This window comes from Mesorhizobium tianshanense (genome assembly GCF_007830515.1).
Classification (GTDB): domain Bacteria; phylum Pseudomonadota; class Alphaproteobacteria; order Rhizobiales; family Rhizobiaceae; genus Mesorhizobium; species Mesorhizobium tianshanense.
In genome coordinates this window covers 38,914-56,342 of sequence record NZ_VLKT01000034.1, presented here as the reverse complement: position 1 = coordinate 56,342, position 17,429 = coordinate 38,914, and the positions used below count along the sequence as shown (strand labels likewise).

15 protein-coding genes are annotated in these 17,429 nt (G+C 62.6%); all 15 read left to right on the top strand.

All coding sequences use genetic code 11. From position 1 onward, the window contains the following. Positions 1-69 precede the first annotated feature (69 nt). Entirely contained in the window at positions 70-2,151 is a 2,082-nt protein-coding gene (nuoG, locus tag IQ26_RS24640) for an NADH-quinone oxidoreductase subunit NuoG (protein ID WP_145720900.1), read from the top strand. A gap of 2 nt (positions 2,152-2,153) precedes the next feature. Further along, positions 2,154-3,197 carry an NADH-quinone oxidoreductase subunit NuoH gene (nuoH, locus tag IQ26_RS24635; RefSeq protein ID WP_145720899.1) on the top strand — a complete coding sequence of 348 codons (1,044 nt, stop codon included), beginning with the start codon at positions 2,154-2,156 and terminating at the stop codon, positions 3,195-3,197. Next, complete coding sequence (gene nuoI / locus IQ26_RS24630; protein WP_027046992.1) at positions 3,197-3,688, top strand: NADH-quinone oxidoreductase subunit NuoI; 492 nt, start codon at positions 3,197-3,199, stop codon at positions 3,686-3,688. Before nuoH ends, nuoI begins: the two co-directional genes overlap by 1 nt. Before the next feature lie 232 nt (positions 3,689-3,920). Beyond that, positions 3,921-4,541 carry an NADH-quinone oxidoreductase subunit J gene (locus tag IQ26_RS24625; protein ID WP_145720898.1) on the top strand — a complete coding sequence of 207 codons (621 nt, stop codon included), beginning with the start codon at positions 3,921-3,923 and terminating at the stop codon, positions 4,539-4,541. A gap of 1 nt (position 4,542) precedes the next feature. Continuing rightward, entirely contained in the window at positions 4,543-4,851 is a 309-nt protein-coding gene (nuoK, locus tag IQ26_RS24620) for an NADH-quinone oxidoreductase subunit NuoK (protein ID WP_006335669.1), read from the top strand. An 11-nt stretch (positions 4,852-4,862) separates the two neighbouring features. Continuing rightward, positions 4,863-6,836, top strand: coding sequence for an NADH-quinone oxidoreductase subunit L (gene nuoL, locus IQ26_RS24615; protein ID WP_145720897.1), 1,974 nt, complete (start codon positions 4,863-4,865; stop codon positions 6,834-6,836). Continuing rightward, positions 6,836-8,341, top strand: a complete 1,506-nt coding sequence (locus IQ26_RS24610; protein ID WP_145720896.1) for an NADH-quinone oxidoreductase subunit M — start codon at positions 6,836-6,838, stop codon at positions 8,339-8,341. Before nuoL ends, IQ26_RS24610 begins: the two co-directional genes overlap by 1 nt. 18 nt (positions 8,342-8,359) lie before the next feature. Continuing rightward, positions 8,360-9,796, top strand: coding sequence for an NADH-quinone oxidoreductase subunit NuoN (gene nuoN, locus IQ26_RS24605; protein ID WP_145720895.1), 1,437 nt, complete (start codon positions 8,360-8,362; stop codon positions 9,794-9,796). Between the two features lie 5 nt (positions 9,797-9,801). Then, complete coding sequence (locus tag IQ26_RS24600) at positions 9,802-10,623, top strand: biotin--[acetyl-CoA-carboxylase] ligase (RefSeq protein WP_145720894.1); 822 nt, start codon at positions 9,802-9,804, stop codon at positions 10,621-10,623. A gap of 35 nt (positions 10,624-10,658) precedes the next feature. Beyond that, on the top strand, positions 10,659-12,329 hold the full coding sequence (locus tag IQ26_RS24595) for a ribonuclease J (RefSeq protein WP_145720893.1): 1,671 nt from the start codon (positions 10,659-10,661) through the stop codon (positions 12,327-12,329). A 104-nt stretch (positions 12,330-12,433) separates the two neighbouring features. Then, on the top strand, positions 12,434-12,838 hold the full coding sequence (gene mce / locus IQ26_RS24590) for a methylmalonyl-CoA epimerase (protein WP_145720892.1): 405 nt from the start codon (positions 12,434-12,436) through the stop codon (positions 12,836-12,838). Then, the gene (locus IQ26_RS24585) at positions 12,835-13,119 is read left to right on the top strand and encodes a DUF1467 family protein (RefSeq protein WP_145720891.1); all 285 of its coding nucleotides are present in this window, start codon (positions 12,835-12,837) and stop codon (positions 13,117-13,119) included. The genes mce and IQ26_RS24585 overlap by 4 nt, the downstream gene beginning before the upstream one ends. Positions 13,120-13,761: 642 nt before the next feature. After that, the gene (gene proS / locus IQ26_RS24580; RefSeq protein WP_145720890.1) at positions 13,762-15,090 is read left to right on the top strand and encodes a proline--tRNA ligase; all 1,329 of its coding nucleotides are present in this window, start codon (positions 13,762-13,764) and stop codon (positions 15,088-15,090) included. Beyond that, positions 15,087-16,373, top strand: a complete 1,287-nt coding sequence (locus tag IQ26_RS24575) for a lipoprotein-releasing ABC transporter permease subunit (protein ID WP_145720889.1) — start codon at positions 15,087-15,089, stop codon at positions 16,371-16,373. The genes proS and IQ26_RS24575 overlap by 4 nt, the downstream gene beginning before the upstream one ends. Continuing rightward, complete coding sequence (locus IQ26_RS24570; protein ID WP_208760208.1) at positions 16,370-17,053, top strand: ABC transporter ATP-binding protein; 684 nt, start codon at positions 16,370-16,372, stop codon at positions 17,051-17,053. The genes IQ26_RS24575 and IQ26_RS24570 overlap by 4 nt, the downstream gene beginning before the upstream one ends. The last annotated feature ends 376 nt before the right edge of the window (positions 17,054-17,429 follow it).

The following is a 17,429-nucleotide window of genomic DNA, read 5'->3' as shown; positions in this document are numbered from 1 at the left end:
ATGCCGGGCGCGGTTTCGGCCGCACCTGGAAAGAAAGATTGCGGAGCGTCCGCAGGGGTTTGAGACGACATGGCAAAGCTCAAGGTCGACGGGAAAGAGATCACTGTACCCGACCACTACACGCTGCTGCAGGCAGCCGAGGACGCTGGCGCGGAAGTGCCGCGCTTCTGCTTCCATGAGCGGTTGTCGATCGCCGGCAATTGCCGCATGTGCCTGATCGAGGTGAAGGGCGGGCCGCCCAAGCCGCAGGCGTCCTGCGCCATGGGCGTGCGCGATCTGCGCCCCGGCCCGAACGGCGAAACGCCGGAAATCTTCACCAACACGCCGATGGTCAAGAAGGCCAGGGAAGGCGTGATGGAATTCCTGCTGATCAACCATCCGTTGGATTGCCCGATCTGCGACCAGGGCGGCGAGTGCGACCTGCAGGACCAGGCGATGGCGTTCGGTGTCGATTCCTCGCGCTATCACGAGAACAAGCGGGCGGTCGAAGACAAGTATATCGGGCCTCTAGTCAAGACGATCATGAACCGCTGCATCCATTGCACGCGCTGCGTCCGTTTCACCACCGAAATCGCCGGCATATCCGAGCTCGGCCTGATCGGCCGAGGCGAGGACGCCGAGATCACCACCTATCTCGAAAGCGCGATGACCTCGGAGCTGCAGGGCAACGTCATCGACCTTTGCCCGGTCGGCGCGCTGACCTCCAAGCCTTACGCCTTCCAGGCGCGGCCGTGGGAACTGACCAAGACCGAATCCATCGATGTGATGGATGCCGTCGGCTCGGCGATCCGTGTCGATTCCAGAGGCCGCGAAGTGATGCGCATCCTGCCGCGTACCAACGAGGCGGTGAACGAGGAGTGGATTTCCGACAAGACCCGCTTCATCTGGGACGGCTTGCGCACCCAGCGCCTCGACCGCCCTTATGTGCGCAAGGATGGCAGGCTGGTGCCGGCAAGCTGGGCAGAGGCATTTTCCGCGATCAAGGAGGCGGTGTCGAAGACATCGCCCGAAAAGATTGGCGCCATATCAGGCGATCTCGCCGCCGTTGAGGAAATTTATGCGCTGAAGCTGCTGATGGCCTCGCTCGGCTCGAAGAACACCGACTGCCGCCAGGATGGCGCGGCACTCGATCCGTCGCTCGGCCGGGCAAGCTATATCTTCAATCCCACCATCGAGGGCATCGAGCAGGCCGACGCGGTGTTGATCATCGGCGCCAATCCGCGCTTCGAGGCCTCCTTGCTCAACGCCCGCATCCGCAAGCGGTGGCGGGTCGGCAATTTGCCGGTCGGCGTCATCGGCGATGTCGGCGACACGCGCTACGACTATGAGCAGCTCGGCGCCGGACCGGAATCGCTGAAAGATCTGGCCGACGGCAATGGCAAGTTCTTCCAGGTGCTGAAGAAGGCGACGCATCCGCTTATTATCGTCGGCCAAGGTGCCTTGGCACGTTCAGACGGCGCGGCCGTGCTTGGCCAGGCGGCCAAGCTTGCCACCGCCGTCAATGCCGCGCGGTCCGACTGGAACGGCTTTGCCGTGCTGCACACCGCGGCGGGGCGTGTCGGCGGTCTCGATGTCGGCTTCGTGCCGGGCGAGGGCGGCAAGAACGTCGCCGGCATGTTGGGCGACATGGACGTGCTGTTCCTGCTCGGCGCCGACGAGATCGACATGGCCAAGACCGGGGGCGCCTTCGTCGTCTATATCGGCACGCATGGCGACCAGGGCGCGCACCGCGCCAACGTCATCCTGCCAGGCGCCGCCTATACCGAAAAATCGGGCACCTACGTCAACACCGAGGGCCGCGTGCAGCAGACCAACCGTGCCGGCTTCGCGCCGGGCGATGCGCGCGAGGACTGGGCGATCCTGCGGGCGCTGTCGGATGTGCTGGGCAACAAGCTGCCGTTCGATTCGCTGCCGCAGCTTCGCGCAAAACTCTATTCGGAATTTCCGCATCTCGCCAGCATCGACCAGGTCGCAGCCGGCAACGCCGACGATGTCGCCAAGGTGGCGAAGCTCGGCGGGCGGCTGAACAAGGGCAGCTTCACCTCGCCGGTCAAGGATTTCTACCTGACCAACCCGATCGCGCGGGCTTCCGCCGTGATGGCGGAATGCTCGGCGCTGGCGAAAAACGGCTTCAGGCAGGCGGCGGAATAAGCATGGACACCTTCTTCTCCTTCTACGTGCTGCCGGCGCTGATCATCCTGTTGAAGTCGGTCGTGCTGATCGTCGTGCTGTTGATCTTCGTCGCCTACATTCTGTATGCCGACCGCAAGATCTGGGCGGCGGTGCAGTTGCGCCGCGGCCCGAACGTCGTCGGCCCATGGGGCACGCTGCAGGCTTTCGCCGACCTTCTGAAGTTCGTGTTCAAGGAGCCGGTGATCCCGTCCGGCGCCAACAAGGGCGTTTTTCTCCTGGCGCCGCTGGTGTCGGCGGTGCTGGCGATCTCGGCCTGGGCGGTGATCCCGGTCAGCGACGGCTGGGCGATCGCCAACATCAATGTCGGCATCCTCTACGTCTTCGCAATCTCCTCGCTCGAGGTCTATGGCGTGATCATGGGCGGCTGGGCGTCCAACTCGAAATATCCGTTCCTCGGCGCGCTGCGCTCGGCGGCACAGATGGTGTCCTACGAAGTCTCGATCGGCTTCGTCATCGTCACCGTGCTGCTTTGCGTCGGCTCGCTCAACCTGTCCGACATCGTGCTGTCGCAGCAGGATGGGCTGGGCACGCGGGTTGGCCTGCCCAACACCTTCCTCGACTGGCATTGGCTGTCGCTGTTTCCGATGTTCGTCATCTTCTTCATCTCGGCGCTGGCCGAGACGAACCGGCCGCCTTTCGACCTTGTGGAGGCCGAATCGGAACTCGTCGCCGGCCATATGGTCGAGTATTCGTCGACGCCGTTCCTGCTGTTCTTCCTCGGCGAATATGTCGCCATCGTGCTGATGTGCGCGCTGGCCACCATCCTGTTCCTCGGCGGCTGGCTGCCACCCTTCGACTTCGCTCCCTTCACCTGGGTGCCGGGTCTGATCTGGTTCGTGCTCAAGGTCTGCCTGGTGTTCTTCATGATTTCCATGGTGAAGGCCTTCGTGCCGCGCTACCGCTACGACCAGCTGATGCGGTTGGGCTGGAAGGTGTTCCTGCCGATCTCGCTGGCGATGGTGGTGATTGTCGCCGCGTTCCTCAAGATCACGGGGTTTGCGTGATGTCCGCTCTATCCCAAGCCGCAAAATCGCTGCTCCTGCAAGACTTCGTCAGCGCCTTCTTCCTGTCGATGCGCCAGTTCTTCGCGCCGAAGGAGACGATCAACTATCCGCATGAGAAGGGGCCGACCAGCCCGCGCTTCCGCGGCGAGCATGCGTTGCGCCGCTATCCGAACGGCGAGGAACGCTGCATCGCCTGCAAATTGTGCGAGGCGATCTGCCCGGCGCAGGCCATCACCATCGAGGCCGGCCCGCGCCGCAATGACGGCACCCGCCGGACCGTGCGCTACGACATCGACATGGTGAAGTGCATCTATTGCGGCTTCTGCCAGGAGGCCTGCCCGGTCGACGCCATCGTCGAGGGGCCGAATTTCGAATTCGCGACCGAGACGCGCGAGGAACTTTATTACGACAAGGACAAGCTGCTGGCCAATGGCGACCGCTGGGAGCGCGAACTCGCGCGCAACATCTCGCTGGATGCGCCGTACCGCTGACATTTGACGCATGGACGGGGCGAGGGGCCTCGTTCTAGAGGATGGTCCCGAAAGTTGCAGACTTTTCGGACAAGATCATCCTCCGGAATTGAAAGTGTCGCATGTTTCTTCCGATCGGGTCTTTCAACCCGATCGGAACATGCGATAGGAACACGAAACTTGCCGACCGGAGGCGGTGGCAAAACTCGAACAGGACGAACGTCCTGTTTGGACAGGAAACCCGGGGGAACCCATGCTGAATGGATTAGAGGCGGCCTTTTTCTACCTCTTCGCCTTTATCGCGGTGGCGTCGGCGTTCATGGTCATTTCGGCGCGCAATCCCGTGCATTCCGTGCTGTTCCTGATCCTGACCTTCTTCAACGCCGCCGGCCTGTTCATGCTGACCGGCGCCGAGTTCCTGGCGATGATCCTGCTCGTCGTCTATGTCGGCGCGGTCATGGTGCTGTTCCTGTTCGTCGTCATGATGCTCGACGTCGATTTCGCCGAAATGAAGGAAGGCGCCCTGCAATACGCGCCGATCGGCGCGCTGGTCGGGTTGATCCTGGCGGCTGAACTGATCGTCGTGCTCGGCGGCTATACGTTCGCGCCGCAGCTGGCGGCGACGGTTTCGAAACCCATTCCCGACCTTGTCGCGCGCTCGAACACGGCAGCGCTCGGCGACATCCTCTATACGGACTACCTCTACTATTTCCAGATTGCAGGCCTTGTGCTGCTGGTCGCCATGATCGGCGCTATCGTGCTGACGCTGCGCCACAAGCCGGGCGTCAAGCGGCAGTCGATATCAGCCCAGGTCGGCCGCACGCCGGCAACGGGAATGGAAATCCGCAAGGTCAAGACGGGCGAAGGAATCTGAGATGACCGTCGGCATCGCGCACTATCTCACCGTATCGGCGATCCTGTTCACGCTCGGCGTGTTCGGCATCTTCCTGAACCGCAGGAACATCATCGTCATCCTGATGTCGATCGAGCTGATCCTGCTCGCGGTCAATATCAATTTCGTTGCCTTCTCGGCGGCACTCGGCGATCTCGTCGGTCAGGTGTTCGCGCTGTTCGTGCTGACGGTCGCGGCGGCTGAAGCGGCGATCGGCCTCGCCATTCTCGTCGTCTTCTTCCGCAACCGCGGTTCGATCGCTGTCGAAGACGTGAACATGATGAAGGGTTGACGGAAACCACCATGTACCAGGCCATCGTCTTCCTTCCGCTGCTCGGCTTCCTGATCGTCGGCCTGTTCGGCACGTCGCTCGGCGCCAAAGCCTCCGAATACATCACCTCCGGCTTGCTGGTGATATCAGCCGTGCTGTCGTGGGTTGCCTTCTTCGCCGTCGGTTTCGGCGAGGGCGAAGTGTTCACCGTGCCGGTGATGCGCTGGATCCAGTCGGGCGGGCTAGAGGCCGCATGGGCACTCAGGATCGACACGCTGACGGTGGTGATGCTGGTCGTCGTTAACACGGTGTCGGCACTGGTCCACATCTACTCGATCGGCTACATGCATCACGATCCGAACCGGCCGCGCTTCTTCGCCTATCTGTCGCTGTTCACCTTCGCCATGCTGATGCTGGTTACGGCCGACAATCTCGTGCAGATGTTCTTCGGCTGGGAAGGCGTCGGCCTCGCCTCCTATCTGCTGATCGGCTTCTGGTACAAGAAGCCGTCCGCCAATGCTGCCGCGATCAAGGCCTTCGTCGTCAACCGCGTTGGCGATTTCGGCTTCGCGCTCGGCATCTTCGGTGTGTTCGTGCTGTTCGGCTCGGTCAATCTCGGCACCATCTTTGCCAACGCGGCGACGTTCATCCCGGCCGAAGGCGCACCGCAGGGTGCTGCCGTATTGACCTTCCTCGGCTATGCGCTCGACAAGCAGGCCGCGATGACCGTCGTCTGCCTGCTGCTGTTCATGGGCGCCATGGGCAAGTCGGCCCAGGTGCCGCTGCACACCTGGCTGCCGGACGCCATGGAAGGCCCGACGCCGGTCTCCGCACTCATCCATGCCGCCACCATGGTGACGGCCGGCGTGTTCATGCTGGCGCGGCTGTCGCCGCTGTTCGAACTGTCGCATTCGGCGCTAATCGTGGTCACCTTCATCGGCGCCTTCACCGCCTTCTTCGCGGCGACCGTCGGCCTCGTCCAGAACGACATCAAGCGCGTCATCGCCTATTCGACCTGTTCGCAGCTCGGCTACATGTTCGTGGCGCTCGGCGTCGGCGCCTATGGCGCGGCGATCTTCCATCTGTTCACGCATGCCTTCTTCAAGGCGCTGCTGTTCTTAGGATCCGGCTCGGTGATCCACGCCGTTTCCGACGAACAGGACATGCGCAATATGGGAGGGCTCAGGACGCTCATCCCGAAGACCTACTGGATGATGGTGATCGGCACGCTGGCGCTGACCGGCGTCGGCATCCCGGTGACGGTCATCGGCACCGCCGGCTTCTTCTCCAAGGACGCGATCATCGAAAGCGCCTTTGCCGCGCACAATCCGGCCGCCGGCCTTGCCTTCGTGCTGCTGGTCGTCGCCGCCTGCTTCACCAGCTTCTATTCCTGGCGGCTGATCTTCATGACCTTCCACGGCCAGCCGCGGGCGAGCCACGAGGTCATGCACCATATCCATGAATCGCCCCCGGTCATGCTGGTGCCGCTGTTCATCCTGGCGGCGGGCGCGCTGTTCGCCGGCGTGATCTTCCATGGCGCCTTCATTGGCGAGGGCTATGCCGAGTTCTGGAAGGCGTCGCTGTTCACGCTGCCGGAAAACCACATCCTGCACGACATGCACGAAGTGCCGTTGTGGGTGAAGCTGGCGCCGTTCATCGCCATGCTGATCGGCTTTGCGATTGCCTGGCAGTTCTACATCCGCGCGCCGGAAATGCCGAAGAATCTCGCGGCGCAGCATCGCGGCCTCTACGCCTTCCTGCTCAACAAGTGGTATTTCGACGAGCTCTACGACTTCCTGTTCGTACGGCCGGCAAAACGCCTCGGCCACTTCCTGTGGAAGACCGGCGACGGCACCGTCATCGACGGTCTCGGGCCTGATGGCGTTTCGGCGCGCGTCGTCGACGTCACCAATCGGGTCGTCAAGCTGCAGACCGGCTATCTCTATCACTACGCCTTCGCCATGCTGATCGGCGTTGCCGCACTCGTCACCTGGATGATGCTCTGATGACCGCCTGGCCGATCCTCTCGCTGGTCACCTTCCTGCCGCTGGTTGGTGTGCTGCTCATCCTGTTCGTCCGTGACGACAGCGAAAATGCGCGCCGCAACATCCGCGCCATCGCGTTGTGGACGACGAGCATCACCTTCATCATCTCGCTGTTCATCTGGACCGGCTTCGACAATTCGGAGCCTGGCTTCCAGTTCGTCGAGAAGCTTGCCTGGCTGGATTCCGGCATCTCCTACCATATGGGCGTCGACGGCATCTCCATGCTGTTCGTCATCCTGACCACCTTCCTGATGCCGCTCTGCATCCTGGCTTCGTGGGAATCGATCGACAAGCGCGTCAAGGCCTACATGATCGCCTTCCTGTTGCTGGAGACGCTGATGATCGGCGTGTTCTGCGCGCTCGACATCGTCTTGTTCTACGTCTTCTTCGAAGCCGGCCTGATCCCGATGTTCATCATCATCGGCGTGTGGGGCGGCAAGCGGCGCGTCTACGCCTCGTTCAAGTTCTTCCTCTACACGCTGGCCGGTTCGGTGCTGATGCTGCTCGCCATCATGGCGATGTTCTTCCAGTCCGGCACCACCGACATCCCGACGCTTCTGACGCACAATTTCCCGGCCAGCATGCAGACCTGGCTGTGGCTCGCGTTCTTCGCATCCTTCGCCGTGAAGATGCCGATGTGGCCGGTGCACACCTGGCTGCCGGACGCTCACGTCGAGGCGCCGACGGCCGGTTCGGTGATCCTGGCCGCCATCCTGCTCAAGATGGGCGGATACGGCTTCCTGCGCTTTTCGCTGCCGATGTTTCCGATCGCCTCGGAGATGTTCGCGCCGCTGGTGTTCGCGCTCTCGGTCGTCGCCATCATCTATACCTCGCTGGTAGCGCTGATGCAGGAGGACATGAAGAAGCTGATTGCCTATTCGTCGGTCGCCCATATGGGCTTCGTCACCATGGGCATTTTCGCGATGAACCAGGAAGGCGTGCAGGGGGCGATCTTCCAGATGCTGTCGCACGGTCTCGTCTCAGGCGCGCTGTTCCTCTGCGTCGGCGTCATCTACGACCGCATGCACACGCGCGACATCGACGCCTATGGCGGGCTGGTCAATAACATGCCGAAATACGCGACCGTGTTCATGATCTTCACCATGGCCAATGTCGGCCTGCCCGGCACCAGCGGGTTCGTCGGCGAGTTCCTGACCATGCTCGGCGTGTTCCGGGTCAACACCTGGGTGGCGTTCTTCGCCGCCACCGGTGTCATCCTGTCGGCGGCCTATGCGCTCTGGCTCTATCGCCGGGTGATCTTCGGCGCGCTGACCAAGGACAGCCTCAAGGGCCTGCTCGACCTGTCGGCGCGCGAGAAGGTGATCATCTATCCGCTGGTCGTGCTGGTCATCTTCTTCGGCGTCTACCCGGCGCCGGTCTTCGACGCGACGGCCGAATCGGTCAAGGCGCTCGTCACCAATGTCACGGCATCCATCGACACCGCGCAGACCGCGGCGGCGAACTGATTGGGGATTTTGCGAACCATGACGCCGGACCTTCTCTCCAGCCTGTTTCTCTCGACACCAGAATTGATCCTCGCCGTCGGCGCCCTGGCGCTGCTGATGCTCGGCGCCTATTCGCGCGCCAACACCACCACCACGGTGAGCGGCCTTGCCGTCGCCGTCCTGGTGATTGCGGGCGCCTGGACGGTCTTTTCCACCGGGCAGGGCAACGCTTACGGCGAAGCCTTTGTCCAGGACCCCTTCGCCCGCTTCATGAAGGTGCTCGCGCTGATCGGGTCGGCGGTGACGCTGGTCATGTCGATGCGCTTCGCCAAGGCGGAGCATTTCGACAAGTTCGAATATCCGGTGCTGATCCTGCTGTGCACGCTCGGCATGATGCTGATGATCTCGGCCAACGGCATGATCGGGCTTTATCTCGGCCTCGAACTGCAATCGCTGGCGATCTACGTGCTGGCGGCGATCAACCGGGACAATCTGCGCTCGACCGAGGCGGGGCTCAAGTACTTCGTCCTTGGGGCGCTGTCGTCGGGCATGCTGCTTTATGGCATCAGCCTGGTCTATGGCTACACCGGCAACACCGGGTTCCAGGAAATCGCCGCCGCACTTGGCGGCGGCGAGCGGCAGCTTGGCCTCGTCTTCGGCCTGGTCTTCGTGCTGGCCGGCCTCGCCTTCAAGATATCGGCGGTGCCGTTCCACATGTGGACGCCGGACGTCTATGAAGGCGCGCCGACGCCGGTGACGGCGTTCCTCGCGGCGGCGCCGAAGATGGCGGCGATGGCGCTGATCGTGCGCGTCACCATGGGCGCCTTCAAGCCGATCGCCGCTGACTGGCAGCAGATCATCGTCTTCATCTCGATCGCCTCGATGGCACTCGGCGCCTTCGCGGCCATCGGCCAGACCAATATCAAGCGGCTGATGGCCTATTCCTCGATCGGCCATATGGGCTACGCGCTTGTCGGCCTTGCCGCCAACAGCCAGGCCGGCGTGCGCGGCGTCGCCATCTACATGCTGATCTATCTGGTGATGACGCTCGGCACCTTCGCCTTCATCCTCGCCATGCGGCGCAAGGAAGGCAATGTCGAGCAGATCAGCGATCTCGCCGGCCTGTCGTCGACCAATCCGATCATGGCGACGATCCTGACCATCCTGATGTTCTCGCTGGCCGGCATCCCGCCGCTCGCCGGGTTCTGGGGGAAATGGTACGTGTTCCTCGCCGCCATCAACGCCAACCTCTACGCGCTGGCGATCATCGGCGTGCTGGCCTCGGTGGTGGGCGCCTATTATTATCTGCGCATCATCAAGATCATGTGGTTCGACGAACCGGTCGGCGGCTTCGTGCCGATGGCGACCGAGCTTCGCGTCGTGCTCGGCGTCAGCGGCGCCTTCGTGCTGTTCTACGTGCTGATCGGCGGACCGATCGGCACCTATGCCGAAGCCGCCGCAAAGACCTTCTTCTAGACGGGATGGCATTTCGGCTGGCTCCAACGGCGGCGTCAGAAGGGTTCCGGCTCGAGGCGCATGACACAGTCGGTTCCACCAATGCGCTGGCGCTGGACCATGCGCGCGCGGGCGACCCCGGCAAGCTCTGGGTCGTTTCAAAGAAGCAGGAAAGCGGACGTGGCCGGCGCGGCCGGGTGTGGGCGACGCCCGAGGGCAATCTGGCGGCGACGCTGCTTGTCATCACCACTGCCGAGCTTCGGCTTGCCGCGACGCTCGGCTTCGTCGCCGGACTGGCGCTGGCCGACGCGCTCGACGCCGTCGTGCCGAAGGGCAGGATCTCGATCGGCCTCGATGGCGCCAGCCAAGGGAAAAACCGTTTCGAGCTGAAATGGCCGAACGACGTACTGGCCTCCGGCGCCAAGCTTGCCGGCATCCTGCTGGAATCGGCTGTTCTGGATGGCGATCGTTTCGCGGTGGCAGTCGGCATCGGCGTCAATGTGGTGGCATACCCCAAGGATTTACCTTATCCGGCGACATCGCTTTACGCGCTGGGCACTACCTGCGATGCCGAGACGTTGTTTCTGGCGCTGTCGGATGCCTGGAGCGAGAATGCGCGGCTTTGGAACGACGGGCGCGGACTGTCAGCCGTCAGGCGGCGCTGGCTGGCGCGGGCGGCGGGGCTTGGCGGGCAGGTTGCTGTCAGAATTGACGGTAATGTGGTGCGCGGCACGTTCGAGACCATTGACGAGGACTGCCGTTTCGTGATCCGCGACGATCAGGGTTCGGTTCTGACGATCGCCGCCGGCGACGTGCATTTCGGCGCGGTCGCGTCGGCTCAGGTTTGATGGGCTTGGTCCGACCGGCCAGGAAAGGAAAGATCATGGCGAAAGCGGAAAACGCCGAACTCGTCTTCGTGCCGCTCGGCGGCGTCGGCGAGATCGGCATGAACTTCGCCCTCTATGGCTATGGGCCGCCCGATGCCCGCGAATGGATCGTCGTCGATGTCGGCGTCACCTTTCCCGATGCCAGCCTGCCCGGCGTCGATCTGGTGCTGCCCGACACGCGCTTCATTGAGGAGAACATCGCCAATCTGCGCGGCATCGTCATCACCCACGCGCATGAGGACCACTACGGCGCGCTGCTCGACACATGGCCGAAGCTCAAGGCGCCGGTTTGGATGACGCCGTTCGGCGCCGGGTTGCTGGAAGCCAAGCGGCAGGGCGAGCAGGGCGCGCCGAAGATCCCGTTGACGATCTACCGGGCCGGCGAAAGATTCAGCGTCGGCCCGTTCGAGATCGAGGCTATCCCGGTCGCGCATTCGATCCCCGAACCGATGTCACTGGCGATCACCACACCGGCCGGCACCGTCATCCACACTGGCGACTGGAAGATCGATCCGGCGCCGACGATCGGGCCGATGACCGACGAGGCGCGCTTCCGCGCCTATGGCGACAAGGGCGTCCTGGCGCTGATCTGCGATTCCACCAATGCGCTGCGGGAAGGCGATTCGCCGTCGGAAGTGGCGGTGGGCGAGGGCCTCAAGGGCGTCATCCAGAACGCCAAGGGCCGCGTCGCGGTCACCACCTTTTCCTCCAATGTCGGGCGTATCGTTTCCATTGCCAAGGCCGCAAGGGATGCCGGCCGCCAGTGCCTGGTGCTCGGCCGCTCGCTGAAGCGCGTCATCGATGTGGCTGATGAGCTTGGCTATATGGACGGACTGCCCGAATTCATCGCCGAGGAAGATTTTGGTTTCATCCCGCGCGAAAACCTCGTCATCATCTGCACCGGCAGCCAGGGCGAGCCGCTTGCGGCACTGGCGAAACTGTCGCGCGACGAGATGAAATCGGTATCGCTGACATCGGGCGACACGGTGGTGTTCTCCTCGCGCACCATTCCCGGCAACGAGAAGGGGATACTCGAGATCAAGAACCGCCTGATCGATCTCGGCATCAAGATCATCGAGGACGGCGATGCGCTGGTGCATGTCTCCGGCCATCCGCGCCGCAGCGAGTTGCGCAAGATGTACGAATGGGTGCGCCCGCAGATCGGCGTGCCGGTGCATGGCGAGGCGGCGCATCTGGTGGCGCAGGGCTCTCTGATGTCGGTGTCCGGCATCGGCCAGGTGGCGCAGGTCCGCGACGGCGACATGCTGCGGCTCTATCCCGGTGCGGCGACGATCATCGACCAAGTGCCGTTCGGCCGCATCTACAAGGACGGCAGGCTGATCGGCACCGACCAGGCGATGGGCATTCGCGACCGGCGCAAGCTGTCCTTTGCCGGCCATGTCGCGGTCAATGTCGTGCTCGACGACAAATATGAGCTCGCCGGCGATCCCGACCTCGTCGCCATCGGCGTCGCCGAGGCCGATGCAAGCGGCGAGAGCCTGGAAGACCTGATGATCGATGCGGCAATCGGCGCCGTGGACTCCATCCCCCGTCAGCGCCGAAAAGACCTCGACCTCGTGCAGGAGGCCGTGCGCCGCGCCGTGCGCGGCGCCGCCAACGAAGCGTGGGGCAAGAAGCCGCTGGTGACGGTGTTCGTCACCAGATGAGGGAGTAGGGGAGTAGGGCAGTAAGGGAGTAGTAGGGGGGAGCAAAATCTTTCCCTACTCCCTTACTGTCGTATTCCCCTATTCCCCTAACTTTCGGAGCATCTATGCTCGGACGACTGAACCATGTCGCGCTTGCCGTGCCGGATCTGGGTGCGGCGACTGCGGCCTATCGCGATGTGCTCGGCGCTCGGGTGACCGCGCCGCAGGCGCTGCCCGAGCATGGCGTGACGGTGGTGTTCGTCGATGTCGGCAACACCAAGATCGAATTGCTGGAGCCGCTCGGCGAGGGTTCTCCGATCGCGGCATTCCTCGAGAAGAACCCCTCGGGCGGCATGCATCATGTCTGCTATGAGGTCGACGACATTCTTGCCGCACGCGACCACCTCACAGCCTGCGGCGCCCGTATCCTGGGCGACGGCAATCCGAAGACCGGCGCGCATGGCAAGCCGGTGCTGTTCCTGCATCCCAAGGATTTCTTCGGCACGCTGGTCGAACTGGAGCAAGCATGAGCTGGGTTTCGTTCCTCGCCCTGTTCTTCATCACATGGTGGGTGGTGCTGTTCGCCATCCTGCCGTTCAGCATGAGGACGCAGGACGAAGATCAGGACGTGACGCTGGGCACGGTACCCAGCGCGCCGCGCGGACCGCACATGCTGCGCGCCGCGCTACGAACGACGATCGTCACGATGGTTCTTCTTGGCATTTTCTATGGCGTTACGAGGGGGCTCGGCCTCGGCATCGACGACATCCCGCACATCGTGCCGGACTTCAGCCAGAGCCCCGAAAATTGATGCATGTCGCGCAAAAGTGTGTAGCGGTTTTGCGATAACGACATGCATAAAAAAGAACTTAAAGCGCGTCGCATGAATCCGTTCAAATGCGACGCGCTTTAGACCGCTAGGGTACTGTCCACATACTTCATGTGAGCACCAAACCCGGCCGGACGCCGATGCGGGTTTTCGAGCCCGTTGTGCTGACGTCGCGTAAAGTGATTTGGTAATTTGGCGCGCTAACCAAATGATTGCACAAAAAAAATGCAAGGCACGAGGCCTTGCAATTTAAACGCGTCCGATCTGTTTCCGGTGTCCGGCGGCAGCGAGTAACCGCGCCTAGATCGCATCCTCCCAAGACTTTGACCGCGTAGGAGGGCAGATTTCTTTCCACCCTCTCGTTTATCGGGGCACATTAGCCCAAGGCGGATGAAAATGTCACGCAGAATTTTGCCTGGAAATAAGCAATCTCGTGCTGCAGTGCACAATACTAGGGCAGGCGTTGCTTGCGAAACGACCAGCAGGCGGCTGCGGCACCGCGACACCTTTGCGGGCGCCTGGGGGGCGGGTTTCCATTCCGTCATGAAATGGCTATGAAGCCGGGGCAAGCAAGCCAGCGCCGCGCCGATTCCGGTGCGGCAATCCTCTCTCACGGAACAGTCCATGCGTTTGTCGCGCTATTTCCTGCCGATCCTCAAAGAAAATCCGCGCGAGGCCGAAATCGTCTCGCACCGGCTGATGCTGCGCGCCGGCATGATCCGCCAGCAGGGGCAAGGCAGTTTTTCCTGGCTGCCGCTCGGCAAAAGGGTGCTGGACAAGGTCTGCCGGATCATTCGCGAGGAGCAGAACCGGGCCGGCGCGCTCGAGATCCTGATGCCGACCATCCAGTCCGCCGAGCTGTGGCGCGAAAGCGGCCGCTATGACGACTACGGCAAGGAGATGCTGCGCATCAAGGACCGGCAAGATCGCGACATGCTCTACGGGCCGACCAACGAGGAAATGGTCACCGAGATTTTCCGCGCCTATGTGAAGTCCTATAAGGATCTGCCGCTCAACCTCTATCACATCCAGTGGAAATTCCGCGACGAGGTGCGGCCGCGGTTCGGCGTCATGCGTTCGCGCGAGTTCCTGATGAAGGACGCCTATTCCTTCGACCTCGACTTTGAAAGCGCCAAGGCGGCCTATAACAGGATGTTCGTATCCTATCTTCGGACGTTCACGCGTATGGGGCTGCAGGCGATCCCGATGCGGGCCGACACCGGGCCGATCGGCGGTGACCTCAGCCACGAATTCATCATCCTGGCCGACACCGGCGAGAGCCAGGTGTTTTGCCATCGCGACTACCTTGCGCTGACGGTACCGGGCGAAGGCACGGATTTCTCGAACGATGCCGAGATCAGCGGCATCGTCACGAAATGGACGGCACCCTATGCCGCCACCGACGAGATGCACGACGAAGCAGCATGGGAAAAGGTCACCGAGACGGACCGGGTCTCGGCGCGCGGCATCGAGGTCGGCCATATCTTCCATTTCGGCGACAAATATTCGAAGCCGATGGGCGCCAAGGTGACCGGACCCGACGGCAAGGACCATTTCGTCTCGGGGGGCTCCTACGGCATTGGCCCGTCACGGCTGGTCGCGGCGATCATCGAGGCCAGCCATGACGACAACGGCATCATCTGGCCGGAGGCGGTGGCGCCTTTCGACATTGGTCTGATCAACATGAAGGTCGGCGACGCCGAGTGCGACCGCGTCTGCGACGACCTTTATGCCTCCCTCATCGCTGCCGGGAAGGACGTGCTCTACGACGACACCGACCAGCGGCCGGGCGGCAAGTTCGCCACCGCCGACCTGATCGGACTGCCGTGGCAGGTGATCGTCGGACCGCGCGGCGTGGCAGCCGGCGAGGTCGAAATCAAGAACCGCAAGACCGGCGAGCGCGAGACACTGCCGATCGCAGACGTGAAGAAACGCTTCGGTGTTGCCGCATGAGCGAAGCGGCCGCAGCGAAACCCCTGGCCGCCGGACCTTTTTCCGTCTTCGAACGCATGGTTGCGTGGCGCTATCTGCGTTCGCGCCGCAAGGAGACGGTGATCTCTGTCATCGCCTCGATCTCCTTCCTCGGCATCATGCTGGGCGTCGCCACGCTGATCGTCGTGATGGCTGTCATGAACGGGTTTCGCGCCGAGCTGCTGACGCGCATCCTCGGCGTCAACGGCCATCTGATCGTGCAGCCGCTCGACATGCCGCTTGAGGACTACGCGCAGGTTGCCGGTCGTATCAACGGCGTGCCCGGCGTCAAATACGCCATTCCGCTGATCGACGGGCAGGTGCTGGCGCAAGGCAATGTCGGCGGCGGGTCAGGGGCGCTGGTGCGCGGCATACGCGGTGAGGATCTGGGCAAGATTTCGATCGTCGCCAACAATATCAAGCAGGGCTCGATCGTCGACTTCGACGCAAGCGAGGGGGTCGCCATCGGCAGCCGCATGGCGGAGAATCTCGGTCTCGTGCTTGGCGACACCATCACGCTGATCGCGCCCGAGGGCGATGTGACGCCGCTCGGCACGACGCCGCGCATGAAGGGTTATCCGATCACGGCGATCTTCGAAGTCGGCATGTCGGAATATGACAGCTCCATCGTCTACATGCCGTTCTCGGAAGCGCAGCTCTATTTCAACATGGACGGCCGGGCCCAGACCATCGAGATCTATGTCGACAATCCCGACAATGTCGACGCGCTGAAGCCGAAGGTCGAGGAGGCCGCCCAGCGGCCGATCAGCATGGTCGACTGGCGAGAGCGCAACAGGACATTCTTCGATGCGCTGCAAGTGGAACGCAACGTCATGTTCATGATCCTGACGCTGATCGTGCTAGTGGCGGCGCTCAACATCATTTCGGGCCTGATCATGCTGGTGAAGGACAAGGGCCACGACATCGCCATCCTGCGCACCATGGGCGCCACGCGCGGCGCGATCCTGCGCATCTTCCTGATGACGGGCGCGGCGATCGGCGTGGTGGGCACACTCGCCGGCGTCCTCCTTGGCGTTGTCATCTGCCTGAATGTCGAGCGCATCCGCCAGTTCTTCTCCTGGCTCGCCGGCGAGAGGCTGTTCAATCCCGAGCTCTATTTCCTGAGCCAGCTACCGGCCCGCATGGACGCCAGCGAGACGATCTCGGTGGTACTGATGGCACTGGTGCTGTCGTTCCTGGCGACGCTGTTTCCGGCATGGCGCGCGGCCAGGCTCGATCCGGTCGAAGCGCTGAGGTACGAATGATGGCCGAGGCCATTATCGAGCTGAAGAGCGTCGAGCGGCACTATGTCCAGGGGCCGCGCAAGCTCACCATTCTCAAGGGAGCCGATTTTTCGCTGAAGCGCGGCGAGATCGTGGCGCTGGTGGCGCCTTCGGGCACCGGCAAATCGACGCTGTTGCATACCGCCGGGCTGCTGGAGCGACCGGACGCCGGCGACGTGATTCTGGCTGGCCGCGCCTGCGGGCGGCTTTCCGACGACGAGCGCACGGCGATCCGTCGCAACGACGTCGGCTTCGTCTATCAGTTCCATCACTTGCTGCCGGAGTTCACGGCGCTAGAAAACATCATGATGCCGCAGCTGATAAAAGGGCTGACGCGCAAGGAGGCTGCGGAACGTTCGGCGCAACTGCTCGACTACATGCAGATCGGCAAGCGCGCGCAGCACCGGCCATCCGAATTGTCCGGCGGCGAACAGCAGCGCGTCGCCATCGCGCGCGCCGTCGCCAATGCGCCGCTGGTGCTGCTTGCCGACGAGCCGACCGGCAATCTCGACCCTGTCACCGCCTCCTATGTGTTCGAGGCACTGGGAGCGCTGGTCCGGCAATCGGGCCTTGCGGCGCTGATCGCGACCCATAATCACGAGCTTGCCTCACGCATGGACCGTCGCGTCACGCTGGCCGACGGCAAGGTGGTCCCGCTTTAGAGGTATCGATATTCAGCCGGCCTGCGAGCAGGCTGATCACCAGCGTGCCGTCTGGCTGCATTTCCCCACACGCAGCCAGTATGGAAACGGCGGAAATCCGCCTCTCAACCTTTTCTTAACCGTGCCGAACCGATCGCCCGTAATTTCGCGGCGAGCCGGATTGCGTTCGTTGACATTCGAACAAAATTAGAACAAAATACGAACATACTGAAAACAGGAGAGAGTGATGACTGGTCTTGTTCAGGATGTCGTGTCACTGGTGTGCATGAGTACGTTTCTCATTTCCATGGCGATCTGGATCGGAGCGATGTGAGGCTGCGCCAACGCTGAAAGACGCAGCTCAAACGCTGGTGCCTTGCCGGGACGTAGCTACTCG

What these genes read in the sequence shown, in the direction of transcription:
- IQ26_RS24610 (WP_145720896.1), top strand. Translation starts at nt 6,836, where the DNA reads ATGACCGCCTGGCCGATCCTCTCGCTGGTCACCTTCCTGCCGCTGGTT.
- mce (WP_145720892.1), top strand. Translation starts at nt 12,434, where the DNA reads ATGCTCGGACGACTGAACCATGTCGCGCTTGCCGTGCCGGATCTGGGT.
- IQ26_RS24595 (WP_145720893.1), top strand. Translation starts at nt 10,659, where the DNA reads ATGGCGAAAGCGGAAAACGCCGAACTCGTCTTCGTGCCGCTCGGCGGC.
- nuoK (WP_006335669.1), top strand. Translation starts at nt 4,543, where the DNA reads ATGACCGTCGGCATCGCGCACTATCTCACCGTATCGGCGATCCTGTTC.
- nuoI (WP_027046992.1), top strand. Translation starts at nt 3,197, where the DNA reads ATGTCCGCTCTATCCCAAGCCGCAAAATCGCTGCTCCTGCAAGACTTC.
- nuoN (WP_145720895.1), top strand. Translation starts at nt 8,360, where the DNA reads ATGACGCCGGACCTTCTCTCCAGCCTGTTTCTCTCGACACCAGAATTG.
- nuoG (WP_145720900.1), top strand. Translation starts at nt 70, where the DNA reads ATGGCAAAGCTCAAGGTCGACGGGAAAGAGATCACTGTACCCGACCAC.
- nuoH (WP_145720899.1), top strand. Translation starts at nt 2,154, where the DNA reads ATGGACACCTTCTTCTCCTTCTACGTGCTGCCGGCGCTGATCATCCTG.
- IQ26_RS24575 (WP_145720889.1), top strand. Translation starts at nt 15,087, where the DNA reads ATGAGCGAAGCGGCCGCAGCGAAACCCCTGGCCGCCGGACCTTTTTCC.
- IQ26_RS24570 (WP_208760208.1), top strand. Translation starts at nt 16,370, where the DNA reads ATGATGGCCGAGGCCATTATCGAGCTGAAGAGCGTCGAGCGGCACTAT.
- nuoL (WP_145720897.1), top strand. Translation starts at nt 4,863, where the DNA reads ATGTACCAGGCCATCGTCTTCCTTCCGCTGCTCGGCTTCCTGATCGTC.
- IQ26_RS24585 (WP_145720891.1), top strand. Translation starts at nt 12,835, where the DNA reads ATGAGCTGGGTTTCGTTCCTCGCCCTGTTCTTCATCACATGGTGGGTG.
- proS (WP_145720890.1), top strand. Translation starts at nt 13,762, where the DNA reads ATGCGTTTGTCGCGCTATTTCCTGCCGATCCTCAAAGAAAATCCGCGC.
- IQ26_RS24600 (WP_145720894.1), top strand. Translation starts at nt 9,802, where the DNA reads ATGGCATTTCGGCTGGCTCCAACGGCGGCGTCAGAAGGGTTCCGGCTC.
- IQ26_RS24625 (WP_145720898.1), top strand. Translation starts at nt 3,921, where the DNA reads ATGCTGAATGGATTAGAGGCGGCCTTTTTCTACCTCTTCGCCTTTATC.